General features: G+C 61.8%; 10 protein-coding genes and 1 riboswitch. Of the genes, 7 read left to right on the forward strand and 3 right to left on the reverse strand.

Annotation, left to right across the window (positions count from 1 at the left end):
- Positions 1 to 420 precede the first annotated feature (420 nt).
- On the reverse strand, positions 421 to 1,632 hold the full coding sequence (locus Q0R02_RS09800; protein WP_293882943.1) for a GGDEF domain-containing protein: 1,212 nt from the start codon (positions 1,630 to 1,632) through the stop codon (positions 421 to 423).
- A 132-nt stretch (positions 1,633 to 1,764) separates the two neighbouring features.
- Positions 1,765 to 1,963: riboswitch (cobalamin riboswitch) on the forward strand.
- 83 nt (positions 1,964 to 2,046) lie between these two features.
- Here Q0R02_RS09800 and Q0R02_RS09805 point away from each other — a divergent pair.
- From Q0R02_RS09805 to Q0R02_RS09820, 4 genes are read left to right on the forward strand one after another with little or no spacing between them, the layout of a single operon-like run.
- On the forward strand, positions 2,047 to 3,945 hold the full coding sequence (locus Q0R02_RS09805) for a TonB-dependent siderophore receptor (protein ID WP_293882944.1): 1,899 nt from the start codon (positions 2,047 to 2,049) through the stop codon (positions 3,943 to 3,945).
- A gap of 2 nt (positions 3,946 to 3,947) precedes the next feature.
- Positions 3,948 to 4,769, forward strand: coding sequence for an ABC transporter substrate-binding protein (locus Q0R02_RS09810; RefSeq protein ID WP_293882946.1), 822 nt, complete (start codon positions 3,948 to 3,950; stop codon positions 4,767 to 4,769).
- Positions 4,766 to 5,710, forward strand: coding sequence for an iron ABC transporter permease (locus tag Q0R02_RS09815; protein WP_293882959.1), 945 nt, complete (start codon positions 4,766 to 4,768; stop codon positions 5,708 to 5,710). Before Q0R02_RS09810 ends, Q0R02_RS09815 begins: the two co-directional genes overlap by 4 nt.
- Positions 5,707 to 6,474 (forward strand): ABC transporter ATP-binding protein, encoded by a 768-nt coding sequence (locus tag Q0R02_RS09820; RefSeq protein ID WP_293882949.1) that lies wholly within the window; start codon positions 5,707 to 5,709, stop codon positions 6,472 to 6,474. Before Q0R02_RS09815 ends, Q0R02_RS09820 begins: the two co-directional genes overlap by 4 nt.
- Here Q0R02_RS09820 and Q0R02_RS09825 read toward each other — a convergent pair.
- Both Q0R02_RS09825 and Q0R02_RS09830 read right to left on the reverse strand, forming a co-directional pair.
- Complete coding sequence (locus Q0R02_RS09825; protein WP_293882951.1) at positions 6,458 to 7,780, reverse strand: surface lipoprotein assembly modifier; 1,323 nt, start codon at positions 7,778 to 7,780, stop codon at positions 6,458 to 6,460. The two genes, Q0R02_RS09820 and Q0R02_RS09825, sit on opposite strands and share 17 nt — an antisense overlap.
- A complete protein-coding gene (locus tag Q0R02_RS09830; RefSeq protein WP_293882952.1) occupies positions 7,777 to 8,712 on the reverse strand; it encodes a transferrin-binding protein-like solute binding protein in 936 nt (311 codons plus the stop codon). Before Q0R02_RS09830 ends, Q0R02_RS09825 begins: the two co-directional genes overlap by 4 nt.
- A gap of 512 nt (positions 8,713 to 9,224) precedes the next feature.
- On the opposite strand from Q0R02_RS09830, the gene Q0R02_RS09835 reads away from it, so the two are divergent.
- The 3 genes from Q0R02_RS09835 (at position 9,225) to Q0R02_RS09845 (ending at position 13,239) form a co-directional block, all read left to right on the forward strand.
- Positions 9,225 to 11,342, forward strand: coding sequence for a TonB-dependent receptor (locus Q0R02_RS09835; RefSeq protein WP_293882954.1), 2,118 nt, complete (start codon positions 9,225 to 9,227; stop codon positions 11,340 to 11,342).
- A gap of 412 nt (positions 11,343 to 11,754) precedes the next feature.
- The gene (fghA, locus tag Q0R02_RS09840; RefSeq protein ID WP_293882956.1) at positions 11,755 to 12,594 is read left to right on the forward strand and encodes an S-formylglutathione hydrolase; all 840 of its coding nucleotides are present in this window, start codon (positions 11,755 to 11,757) and stop codon (positions 12,592 to 12,594) included.
- Positions 12,595 to 12,600: 6 nt separating this feature from the next.
- Positions 12,601 to 13,239: an NADPH-dependent FMN reductase gene (locus Q0R02_RS09845; protein WP_293882957.1), complete on the forward strand. Its 639-nt coding sequence runs from the start codon at positions 12,601 to 12,603 to the stop codon at positions 13,237 to 13,239.
- Positions 13,240 to 13,574 lie beyond the last annotated feature (335 nt).

Raw genomic sequence — 13,574 nt, forward strand, 5'->3', positions numbered from 1 at the left:
TAGCCTTCCACCGCTTAATAGCCTAAGCTACGAAATACCCGAACATCCGTAAAGCGTTGCACTGCACATAGGCTCTAATTAATTTGTATTTAATAGAAAACATAGTTTTCGGATTTCACTGGAACTGCGAACACCCAATCCAGCAAGTTTAAGCGCATTATTTCCGTTCTCCTTTTTATGATTTCCCTGGTATCAGGAGAAACATGTTGCCCTTTCCAAAAGTGGGACCACAGGTTTATGAAGACAGCTGGCCAACGACCTTCGCTTTCTGACGAGAAGATAGAAAAATCGGTTAGCCAGTTATATCGCCTCACTGGGGGTTCGATTTATCATTTGTGATCAGTTAGCCAAACTTAAGTACTTGAGTTTGCGGATAATGCTAAGTCCCGACGCGCCCACCATTGCCGTCCTTCGCGTTCGCTATGCCGCTAGTGTCAGCTTCGCCGTGCTGCGCCAGAAGCGCAACGTGTTGCCGCCCTGTCGTTTGGCCCGGTAAAGGGCGCTGTCCGCCCGCTCCATCAGGTCATCGATGTCGGCGATCGACCCGTCGTCCAGCGCAACGCCGATGCTCGACCCGACTTGCACGCTGTCGCCATCGCACAGGAATGGCTCGGCCAGCGTCTTGATGATCCGGTTGGCCAGCGCCTCGGCAGTGGACGATGACGCGATACCGGTCTGGATGACGCAAAACTCGTCACCCCCCAGCCGCACGGCAAGGTCGCCCTCCCTGACAATTCTGCCCAGCCGCCGACCGATTTCGCACAACAGGCGATCCCCGATCGGATGGCCCAGACGATCGTTGACCGCCTTGAACCCATCAAGGTCGATCATCAGGAGGGCCAGTGATGCAGACTCACAGTCATGCGCGATTTCCCTGGCCAGCGTTTCGCGCATCGCCAGCCGGTTTGCCAGTCCTGTCAGCGGATCGACCCGCGCAAAGGCCGCCAGCTCGCGCTTGGTGGCCAGTTGTGCCAGCATCGCCCGATACAGATGACGGACGGTTTCGAGGCTGGACACGGCATAGATCGTCGTCAGGCCGCCGACCGTAGCGAATGCCACCGCCGCCACGCCCTCGCTGGCAGCCGCCATGAAGAGAAATCCGACCGCCGTCGGCAACGCCCCGATCAGCACCATTAGGGCACAAAGCTGCGGCCGCACGAAGCCGCGCGAGACCGTCGCCGCGCAAAAGCCAAATGTGTCGACCGCGACCAGCAGGCGCACCCCCTCTCCGCCGGTGATGGCGAGATGAAAGTTAAAAAGACCCAACAGCGTCACATAGGGCAGGATCACGCGGACATAGCGGACCTCCCAGTCCTGGACGAGCCCGACCGGAAAAGCGTGTGCGCGCGATCGATTCACGAATAGGGTCACCACCAGTGCCCGCAGTGCGAGGAGAACCAGGATCCCGCAGGCCAGCGCGAGGGTCCAGCTATCCCATTCCTTGATCTGGTCCAGCACGACAACTGCGACGATGGTCAGCGCCATGACCGCGATGGGTATCCGGCCATCGATCAACATGGTGACCAGTTCAGTATAGCTGTCGTCCGGCAGTCGCGCCTGCGGCGCACGCTGGCGGATGGGCCTTGCCGATTTTGCCAATTCAGGGCGGAAACGGGGACGGGGACTTAACACTCGAACACCTTTCGCGACAGTGTGCCGTCGGTCCCCACCAGACGGTCATGCCACTCTACATCGTGACGGTTAACAAGGTCTGCGATCGCCATGCTCTGCCCCGTCGATTTGCAATGCAGCATAACCTGCGCTACCCGCCGCGGCGTGACAGGTTCTCCGAAAGGAGAATAATAGGGAAGTCGGTTTGAACCCGACGCTGTTCCCGCAACTGTAACCGGCGAGCTGCGCTGGCACATGCCACTGGAAAACCGGGAAACCGGCCGACTGGGAAGGCGTCAGAGGCAGCATTGACCCGGGAGCCAGGAGACCTGCCTGTCACAGTCGTACTTCGGCCGTGCGGGAAGACGCGGGCGAACGAAGGATTTCCTTCGCGTGGCGACATTCGTGTGTCGTCAATGCAAAGGAAAATCTCTCATGATCCGTTTCAAACATGCTGTTGCAGCCATCGCGCTGCTGCCCGTCTCGGCGTTTGCCGAACTTCCCGATACCGATGCTGCATCGACGATCGTCGTGACGGCAACCGGCGCTGCCCAGGACGCCGACGACTCGGGGCAGGCTATTACCGTGATCGACAAGGCGACGATCGAAACACGCCAGACCCAGGCCGTGTCAGACCTGTTGTCGACCACGCCTGGCGTCACCGTCACGCGCAACGGTGGTTACGGCCAGCCGACCGCGGTCCGTATTCGGGGTGCCGAGGACGCGCAGACGCTGGTCCTGATCGACGGCGTCCGCGTCAACGATCCGACGTCCCCTGCCGGAGCCTATGATTTCGGCAATCTCCTGACGGGCAATATCGACCATATCGAAGTGCTACGCGGACCGAATTCGGTGCCATGGGGCAGCCAGGCGCTGGGCGGGGTCGTGAATATCGTAACCGCGCCGGTGCCAGAAACGCTCGGCGGATCGCTGCGCGCCGAATATGGCTATAAGAATAGCAAGCAGGTCGTCGGCGAGCTCGGCGGCAGGTTCGGGATCTTTTCGGCTTCGCTCGGAGGCGGGTATTTCGATGACGACGGCATCTCGGCCTACAAGGATGGTACCGAGCGCGACGGCTTCCGCCAATATGCCGCAAACGGGCGGCTTGGAGTCCAGTTCAGCGGAAATGTCAGCCTCGATCTGCGCGCCAACTATGCCGATAGCCGCGTGAATTTCGACGGCTTTCCCCCGCCGTTTTATGAATTCGCCGACACGCTGAACTATTCGAAGACCCGGCAGATATTCGGCTACGCGGGCTTGAATGTCGCCCTTTTCGATGGCGCCTTAAAGAACCGCCTTGCCTTCACGCTGAACGACACCGATCGCGACAGCTTCGCCGCGCCATCGGTTGCGCGTTCTTCGTTGTCCTACCGGGGGAGGGTCGAGCGCTATGAATATCAGGGGGACGCAACCGTCACAGAAGGCGTGCGCGCGGTGTTCGGCCTTGAACATGAAAACTCACGCTACCGCGACCGGGCATTCCGCGAGCAGACCAATGTCGAAAGCGGCTATCTTCAGGCGATCGTTAAGCCGGTTGCCACGCTGACCATCACCGGCGGCGTCCGAGTGGACGATCACAAGACCTATGGCACCAAGGTGACGTTCAGCGGCAATGCCGCATGGCGCATGGGCAGCGGCACCGTAATCCGCGCCAGCTATGGCGAGGGGTTCAAGGCACCGACGCTGTATCAAATCTATAGCGAATACGGGACACCGGCAGGCGCGTCGCCCTTGCAGCCCGAAACAGCCCGCAGCTATGATGTCGGCATCGAACAGTCGGTGATTGACGGCACGCTGAAGGTGGGGGCCACGGCATTCCTGCGCGACACGCGGAACCAGATCAATTTCGTGTCGTGCTACCTGAACCTCGATTCGCTGTGCGCCACACGACCGTTCGGCGGTTATTACAACAACCTCGACCGCACGCGGAGCAAGGGCGTTGAACTGTTCGTCGAGGCGCGTCCGACCACGCATCTGACGTTCACGGCAAACTACAGCCTGATCGAGGCCAAGAACCGCCCGACTGGAGCGGCGCTGCTGCGTCGTCCCAAGCACAGCCTGAACGCCGCGATCGACTGGAATGCCTGGGATCGCGTCAATCTCGGGGCCAGCGTCCAAACTGTCAGTGACAGCGACGACAGCGATTTCCGGACTTTCACTACGACCAGCCTCGATGGCTATGTCGTCGCCAGCATCCGGGCTTCGGTGCCCATCGGTGACCGGTTCGAGATTTTCGGCCGGGTCGAGAACCTGTTCGACGAGAAATATCAAATCGTATCGGGCTACGGCACGTTCGGTCGCAACGCCCATGTCGGCGTGCGGGTTAAAATCTGACGATGATCGGCGCGCTCCTCCTGCTGGCGAGCGCGCCGGTTTCGCCTGCCGTCGGGCCAACGTTGTTTCACCGACGGCCCGGCCTTCCCCGACGAATCGTTTCGAACAACCCTTGCATCGACGCCATCTTGGCAGAGGTCGCACCACCTTCCCGGATCGCGGCGATCAGCCATTATTCTATCGGTCCGCGGTCGACTTCGGTCGATTTGAATTGGGCGCGGCGGTTCGCGACGATCGGCGATACCGCCGAGGAAGTGCTGATGATGCACCCCGACCTGTTCCTCACCGGCAGCCCCACTCCGGCAGCGACCAGCTGGGCGATCAAGCGCGCCGGCATCCGCACCATTTCGATCGGGGTCGCCAGCACCATCTCCGAAAGCCGCGCGCAGGTCATGACCATCGCCAACGCCGTCGGCAACCCGGCGGGGGGCGTCGGGCTGGTCGCGCGGATCGACACGGCAGTGCGCGATGCGCGGGCGCCGGATCGCATCCCCGCGCTGATCTGGCAGGGTGGCGGGCTGGTGCCCGGTCGCGATTCGCTCGCAAGCGAAATGCTCGGCCTGGCAGGATTTCGTAACATGGGCGTGACCTACGGCATGGTTGGCTGGGGCAACCTGCCCCTCGAACCGGTGCTGCTGAACCCGCCGCGCGTCATCCTGTCGCCAGGGGGCAGCGCGCGCGATCTGGTGCAGCGTCATGCCACCCTCGCGCGGTTGAAGGGGAGGACGATCGTCGCGGACTTTCCCGAAGCGATGCTGTTTTGCGGCGGCCCAACGATCATCCGGGTGATGGCGCGGTTAAAGCAGGTCAGGGCGGGGCTGTGAAGGCCGGGCTGGCGATACTGGTCGCGGCCCTGTTCGCGCTGTCGTTGCTGGCGGGCAAGGTATGGCTGCCGCCCGCCGACTTTTTTCATGCGGGGCCGGCGGCGTGGATCGTCCTCGACCTCCGCCTGCCGCGCGCCATACTGGCACTGTTCATCGGCGCGGGCCTAGGCCTGTCGGGGGCGGTGTTGCAGGGGTATCTTCGCAACCAGCTGGCCGATCCTTCGATCGTCGGCATCTCGTCGACGGCGGCGCTGGGGGCGGTCGGGGCGATCTTCCTCGGGGCGGCGGTGTCGCCGGTGATTGTCTTTGGCGCGGCGATGGCGGGTGCGGGCGCAGCCGTGATCCTGCTGGTAGCCCTGGGGGGTCGGGGCAGCAGCCCGCTGGCCTTCATCCTGGCGGGAACGGTGTTGTCGAGCCTGTCGGGCGCGCTGACCGCCTTCCTGATTTCGATCGCGCCGAACCCGTTTGCGACGAGCGAGATTATCGGCTGGCTGATGGGGGCGCTGACCGATCGCAGCATGGCCGACGCGATGCGCGCGGTGCCGCTGATCGTGGTGGGGATGATCCTGTTGCTGACCACGGGCCGCAGCCTCGACGCGCTGACGCTGGGCGAGGATGCCGCGCGCAGTCTGGGGATCGACATGCCAAGGCTGCAGGGCGTCATCGTGGCTGGCCTGTGCCTGGCGATCGGAGCGTCGGTCGCGGTGTCGGGGATCGTCGGTTTCGTCGGGCTGATCGTCCCCCATATCGCCCGGCGGTTCGTGGGGGAGCGCCCGTCTGCGATCCTGCTGCCGAGCGCGCTGGGCGGCGCGGCGCTGGTGCTGGCGGCGGACAGCCTGGTGCGGCTGACTCCGGGCGCGGGCGAGGTCCGGCTGGGCATCGCGATGGCGTTGATCGGGGCGCCGTTCTTTTTCTTCCTGTTGAGCCGGATGCGGGTATGAGCGTGTTGGTAGAGCATCTCGTTTACACCCATCGGGGCGGTGTCAAAGCGCTGGACAATGTTTCGATCGCGTTTCGAGCAGGTCGGGTGACCGCCGTGATCGGGCCGAACGGGTCGGGAAAAACGACGCTATTACGGATAGTTAGCGGAGTTCTTGTCCCTGACTCGGGAACGGTGAGCATCGACGGCGTGAAGTTGAGCACGTTGTCCGCCAGCGCGCGGGCGCGGCGGATCGGGTATCTGCCGCAGACTGCCGAGGGCGTCTGGAATGTCACGGCACGCGAGCTGGTGGCGCTGGGTCGCCTGCCGCATCGGTCGCGATTCGCCGGGCCGGACGCGCGCGACACAGCGGCGATCGCGGCGGCGCTGGTGGCGACCGATACCGAGGCCCTGGCCGACCGCCCGCTGGATGCGATGTCGGGGGGAGAGCGCGCGCGGGTGCTGCTGGCGCGGGTGATTGCCGGCGAGCCCGAATGGCTGCTGGCGGACGAGCCGCTGGCCAACCTGGACCCGCGTCATCAGCAACGGATGTTGACGCTGATGGCGCAGACTGCGGCGGCGGGGTGCGGCGTCGTGACCGTGCTCCACGACCTGAACGCGGCGGCAGCGGCCGACGACATCGTGATGCTGCGCAACGGCCGGATCGTGGCGGCCGGTCCGACGGTCGAGGCATTTACCGCCGAGGCGCTGGCGGAGACGTTCGATATGTCGTTCACGCTGCTGCAGGGCCCCCATGGTCGGACGGTCATTACAAGGGCCGCGTGACCGTCAGCTCAATTCTACGTCGGGCGAAGTCAAAAAGACTGATGTTGGATCGCTGGAGCGCTTGTGTGACCTTCACCGCCGGAGCAAAGCCCGCGAAGAGCCAATCACGTTTGGCGAGCGATATACTGGTGCGGCCCCGCCATTGGCGCCGTGCCGCAGGCCCGTAGGCAGTGATGGCAGCATCATAAATCGTCCGATCAACCGACAGATCGACTGCCATCGAAAGCCCGACAGGAAGCTCGCGGTAATAAGCCAGGTTCAGCCCACCGTCGATGAACGCATAGCCCGCATCGCGCGCCTGCTGGCGGGTCACAGACAGTTGGGCGGTTGCGGCGCTGCTGGCCGTAAGTGAGTGCCCGACCCCCAGTGTTGCGGATAGCGAAAGCCCAGTCTGAACCGGGGATCGCGGATAGGTGATGCGCTGAACGGCAACCTGCATCGTGCGCTGCCACTTGCCGACAGGAGCTCCATATTGCGCACGTATCCCGTAACCGATCGCGTATGGCCGCTGGCCATACCAACGATGGAACCCCGTGGCCGAGACTGTTAGCCTGCCCTGCCCTAAATCCTGCTGTCGGCCGACAGCGCCCCCCACCAGATAGTCATCAAACAGTGGCCCATCATATTCAACAAAGTTTGCAAAGCCGCTGACGACGATCGCGCTGCCAGGCCGACGCAGGAAACGGAACTCACCACTTGTGGAACCGGTCAGGCCCACGCCGGAGCGTCTTCGTGCGTCATCGCTGAGTTGGAAAGGACGACCATAGATAATGGCAATGTCGCTCTCGCTCCCCTGATTGACGTTGGTATCGGGAGCCAGCCCAAGTTCAAGTGTCGCGGTCCAGCGGCGTTGCTCGCGAATTCGCTGGCGAAAGCTATTGATGATCCGGTGCGTCGTTGGGGGTAGATTTTTTACATCTGCCAGCCGGAATTGATAGTCGGCCGCCGACCACTTCGCGGCAAGAAACAAGGTCCGGGCAAGTTCCAGGCGGACGCGCGGCGAGTCGGGCCGATCGCGCAGCACTTCTCGAAAAAAACGCGCTGCTTCGCGATACTGCTTTCGCTCCAACGCAAGCAGACCTTGTAGAAACACGCGCTGCGGACCGCCGTCGTTCTGACCAGCAAGACTATCCAAAAGCACAGCGGCGTCGTTCAACCGACCTTGGCCGAGGAATTGTTCGGCCAAGGTAACGATTTGTTCGGGGCTCAACTGCGCCGTCGTTGCCCGCGAGACGGTCGGTAAGCTTGACAGGACGCAGGCGAGGCCAAAACAAATACCACGCGGCACAAAGGCATAAGCGCTCACTTTACGCCGACGAACCCTCCGACTGCCTCAAACTGCCCGCCCGTTACCTTGAATGAGCCACCAATTTCTTCGGCGGCCGGACCGAAAAACGCTCCGTTCATGGGTCCTGTAACTGGCGTGCCATTCACTGTACCTTGGAGAGATCCAGCAAAACGCGCAAAATCGGAAGCGATAGTCGCTGTTCCGGTCAGCGTCTGTGTCGATACAATGTTTCCATTACCGTCATAAAGCCCAGCGCGGAGATCGGCGGCCAGACTAGCGTTGCTGAAGTTTACGCTTGCCGTGCCCACTCCGCCGATCCCATATGGGACTGCCCCTTCTCGGCCAATGCCCGCGACTAACAACTGATAGGTCGCACTCCCGGTTTTAGGAAGTGAAACGAAAGCCGTTTCTTGACCAAATGCAAAAATGCTCGCCTGCACAAGTGCACCGCTCGATGATTCACTTCCATCCGTCCAGGTGCCGAGAGCAGAATAATGAAGACCCGACGGTTTCGTCAGCAAAAGTTGTGCGCCCTCGGTTGGCGAGATCGACTTACTGTATGTAAGGATGCCAGCGGGTGAGGAATCGCTGTCGGCCGAGGTAAACGTTGTTTGATTATTGATGCCTCCTCGGGCGGTGGAGACAGTGTAGCTCTGATTTGCCGGATTATAGGCGATCGTTACATCTGACTTGAAGCCTGCCTGGGTTGTAGCAATTCCCGTAACGGCACCATTGGCATCAAGGTTGGCCCGTGCCGTGGATGCCACTGTGTTGAACGTTTCAGCCACGGTCAAGGCATCGAACGAGGAATTGACAGGAACCTGCCGCGCTACTTCCGTCGGTGTTTGCGGAGCTGGCGGGAGTGGTGGCATCGATCCCGCGGAATTCGTGCCTCCGCCGCCACAGGCAGCCGTCATCGATGTCAAAATGACCAGTAAAACTTTACGCATTTCGTTCCCCCAAGCACAAAATCTGCAGAAGAGTTCAGCTAGTTTGAATTTAAGTCGCTCATGTTACGGATAACTTTTACTTACCGCTGATCTTGTCATGACTGGAATTGGAACAGACATTTCGTTTAGTGAGAGCAGCAACACGATGACGGACGACACAGCGACACATCACCATACACTGTGGTCATCAATGCATAAGCGGGGCCCATCGATCGTCACCCCGACGCAGGCCGGGGCCTATACGGCTGTGGGATTTGGCGCACTTCTTTCTAAAACCCGTATCGGCCCCGGCCTTCGCCGGGGTAACGACAAGGCAGGGTGACGGGCCTGTGTTGGAGAACGGCTCGCAGTCAACGCCGTTGCAGATTCGCTATGATGCTCGAATCGTCTTCGCCGTTCGTTCACGCTCCAACAGGGCCACATGGCCAGACCCTGATAGCCGCATCAAGTCTCTTGATACATTATATCATTACGTTAAAGCGACGCCGGGAGTTTCGTTACCCGGAGATATCATGCGTCGTTTTGTCCTGTTCGCCACGGCTGCCCTGTCGGCCCCCGCCCTCGCCCAGACCGCCAGTCCGGCAGCCGATACATCGCAAAGTGAGATCGTCGTGTCCGCCCGCCGCCTGGACGAGGCACGCAACGACATTCTGCCTTCGCTCGGTGCGAGCGAATTCAACTTCGACCGCACCGTTCTGAACAACCAGGTGGGCGGTGCCGACCGCAATCTGACGCAGGTGCTGTTGCAGGCACCGGGCGTTACCCAGGACAGCTATGGCGCAATCCACGTCCGTAACGAGCACAGCAATCTGCAATACCGGCTGAACGGCGTCATCGTCCCCGAAAGCATCTCGGGCTTTGGCCAGACATTCGACCCGCGCCTTGCCGATTCGATTTCGCTGATCACGGGCACCCTGCCCGCGCAATACGGATATCGCACATCTGGCGTCATCAACCTGACGACCCGTTCGGGTGCTTTTGAAAACGGTGGCGATGTCGGCTTTTACGGCGGCAGCAACGGCACCATCCAGCCCAGCGCGACGCTGCACGGATCGACCGGCAACACGAACTACTTCTTTTCGGGAAGCTATTTGCAGAACGACCTTGGCGTCGAAAATCCGATCGGGACGCGCAGTGCCATCCACGACCGCACCCGCCAGTATCGCGCGTTTGCCTATCTCTCGACCATCCTGTCGGAAAGCAGCCGCCTGACCGCGTTCGGCGGCACAGCGATCGGCAAATTCCAGATCCCCAACGTGCCTGGCCAAGACCCGCAGTTCACACTGAACGGGCGCAACACGTTCGATTCGGCGCAACTGGACCAGAACCAGCGCGAAACAACGCATTACGGGGTCCTGGCCTATCAATATGCCGGCAGCAACGGGCTGAACTTTCAGGTCGCGCCGTTCGCCCGCTATTCGCAGACGCGCTTTACGCCCGACCCGCAGGGTGGCGACATCATCTTTAACGGATCGAACGACCGTTCGCGCCTGTCGAGTCTGGCCATCGGGGTTCAGGCCGATGGCAGTTATAAGCTGTCGGACGCCCATACGCTGCGCTTCGGGGTGTTTTTCCAGAACGAGCGGACGCGGTCGACGGTGACGTCGCTGGTGTTCCCGGTCGATGGCAAGGGCGACCAGACCACCGACCAACCGACCACAATCTTCGATCGCGGGGGCAGGAACGGCCAGCTTTACGGAGTATATTTGCAGGATGAATGGTCGATTACGCCGCAACTGACGCTGAACTATGGCGTGCGCTTCGACGCGGTGCGGGCCTATACCCGGGAGCAGCAGGTCAGCCCGCGCGCCAATCTGGTGTTCGAACCAGCGACGGGCACGACCTTTCACATCGGCTATGCCCGCAACTTCACGCCGCCCCCACAAGAGCTGATCGGATCGACCCAAGTGGCGCAGTTCGACGGCACCACGCGCGAATCCGAGATCAAGACAGGCGATCCGGTTCGGGCCGAGCGCGAACATTATTTCGACGCCGGCGTGCAGCAGACGCTGGCACCGGGGCTGACCGTCGGCCTCGACACCTATTACAAGATCAAGCGTAACCTGCTGGATGACGGGCAGTTCGGATCGTCGCTGGTGCTGTCTCCGTTCAACTATGCCAAGGGCTATGCTTGGGGGGTCGAGCTGCGCAGCGCTTATACGCACGGCCCGCTGTCGCTGTATGCCAACGTCGCGCGCGGCAAGGAAAAGGGCAAGAACATCATTTCGAGCCAGTATTTTTTCGCGCGCGAAGAGCTGAACTCTATTGCCAGCCAATATATTTACACCGATCATTCGCAGCAATGGACGGCGTCGGGCGGCGGCAGCGTGACGATCAGGAACGGGCTGGGGACATTGGTCCCGACCGCCGATTTTCTGTACGGTGACGGGTTGCGGACCGATGGCGCGGTGCCGAACGGCGGCAAGCTGAAATCCTATGTCACCGCCAATTTCGGAATCGCGCAGAATTTCGATGGGCCGGGCGTGTTGAAGGGGCTGTCGGTGCGGTTCGATGTCACTAACGTGTTCGATAAAGGATATCTGATCCGGGACGGTTCGGGGGTCGGCGTGGGCGCGCCGCAGTTCGGGGCAAGGCGGGGGTTCTTCGGGGGCATACGCAAGAGTTTCTGATGGTTGGTTCGAGGGTGAACTCCCATCGATCGTCACCCCGGCGCAGGCCGGGGCCCATACGGGCGTCCGAAAGAGCGGCGCGCGTCCCGACAGCCGAATAGGGCCCCGCCTGCGCCGGGGTGACGGTATTGTGGGGGTGATCGGCTTTCAGCGATCACGCCATCCCAACGATAAGTGGAAGACACGAGCGGGCGGCATGGCTAAGCGTCGGCGATGGCTGGAACCACGACGACGATGCTTTGTTATACCGACGTAACGACCGCACCGATGCGGGCGACGCGAGGAGATCGACATGGGCAAGGGTTTATTGTTGTGGCTGATCGGTATTCCCATCCCCATCATCCTGCTGCTCTGGCTGTTTTTCCACTAGGATCGGCTGCGGATCGCCCCGTTACCCCGGCGCAGGTCCGTTATGACACTTGAAACCATCTCCACCGTGCGCTGCCATGGCGGGACGCAGGGTGTGTATCGGCACGCGTCGTCGGAAACCGGCACCGACATGACGTTCTCCGTATTCGTTCCAGACCATCTGGCCGGGGGGACGCTGCCGGTCGTCTGGTTTCTTTCGGGGCTGACCTGTACCCATGCCAATGTCACCGAAAAGGGCGAATATCGCGCCGCCTGCGCTGAACTCGGGCTGATCTTCGTCGCGCCCGACACCTCGCCGCGCGGGGCGGATATTCCCGACGACGATGCCTATGATTTCGGCCAGGGTGCCGGGTTCTACGTCGATGCCACACAGGCCCCATGGGCGAAGAACTTTCGGATGCGAAGCTATGTCGAAACCGAATTGCCCGCGCTGATCGCCGCGAACTTCCCGGCGGACATGGCGCGCCAGTCGATCACCGGCCATTCGATGGGCGGCCACGGTGCGCTGACCATCGCGTTGCGCAATCCCGGCCGCTTCCGGTCGGTGTCGGCGTTCGCGCCCATCGTCGCGCCGGGGCGGTGTCCGTGGGGCGAGAAGGCGCTGGGCGGCTATCTGGGCCCCGACCGCGCGGCGTGGCGCGACTATGACGCCGTCGCGCTGATCGAGGATGGCGCGCGGGTCGCAGAGATCATGGTCGACCAGGGCGCGGGCGACACTTTCCTGGCGAGCCAGTTAAAGCCCCATCTGCTGTCGCGCGCGTGCGACGATGCCGGCATCGCCCTGACGCTGCGGATGGAGCCCGAATATGATCACAGCTATTATTTCATATCGACGTTCATGGTCGATCACCTGCGCTGGCACGCCGCGCGCCTGCAAGGATAAACGATTTTGACCGATACCGTAAAAGCCGGCCCGCTGATCGTTGGGCCCCTGATCGTTGGTTTGGGCGGCACGATGACCAGCAACAGTTCGTCCGAACGCGTGCTGCGCCATGTGCTCGATGAATGTCGGGCGGCGGGTGCGGAAACGATCCTGTTCGATGGCAGTGCCCTCGACTTGCCGATGTATGGCTATGGCACACCGCGCACCGGCAAGGCGCAAGCGTTGATCGCCGCGCTGCGCCGGGCCGAGGGTGTCGTCATCGCATCGCCGGGTTATCACGGCACGGTATCGGGGCTGATCAAGAACGCACTCGATTATATCGAGGATATGGCCAAGGATCCGCGCCCCTATTTCGAGGGGCGGGCGGTCGGCCTGATCACGGTTGCGGCAGGTTGGCAGGCAACGGGAACCACGCTCGCCACGCTGCGCAGTATCGTCCACGCCCTGCGCGGCTGGCCGACGCCGATGGCGGTGACGGTCAATTCAGTGCAGCCGGTCTTTGCCGAAGACGGCACGGTCAGCGATGCCGCGCTTAAAGCCCAACTGGGCGTGCTGGCGCACCAGGTCGTGAGCTTTGCCCGGATGAAAGCGCTCGACGATCTGGGCCGGGCGGCGGCAGCGGTCCAGAATTCGGACAAGGATTAGCGACAGGCCCCGTCTTCTGATCCTCTCCGAGACGGGGAGGATTTAGGGAGGCGGTTCCCTCCAAAATCGCGTCACCCCGGCGTAGGCCGGGGCCTATACGGGTGTCGGGTCGGGCGCTCCTCTTTCGGAAACCCGTATAGGCCCCGGCCTTCGCCGGGGTGACGGTGTTGGGGGCAACGGAAAAGGTGACGTCCGCGACGATCTTGTCTAGAGACGGTCCCGTTGGGCTTGTCGGTGCGTTCAGTTACGTCACGTTGCCAGCACCCCCGGAGAAATCGTTGAAGCAGATCATGTCACGCCAGCCGCACACGTTCGTGGCGCCCCCCTCGGCCTGG

The sequence above is a fragment of the Sphingomonas sp. genome (genome assembly GCF_025353885.1).
GTDB lineage: Bacteria > Pseudomonadota > Alphaproteobacteria > Sphingomonadales > Sphingomonadaceae > Sphingomonas_O.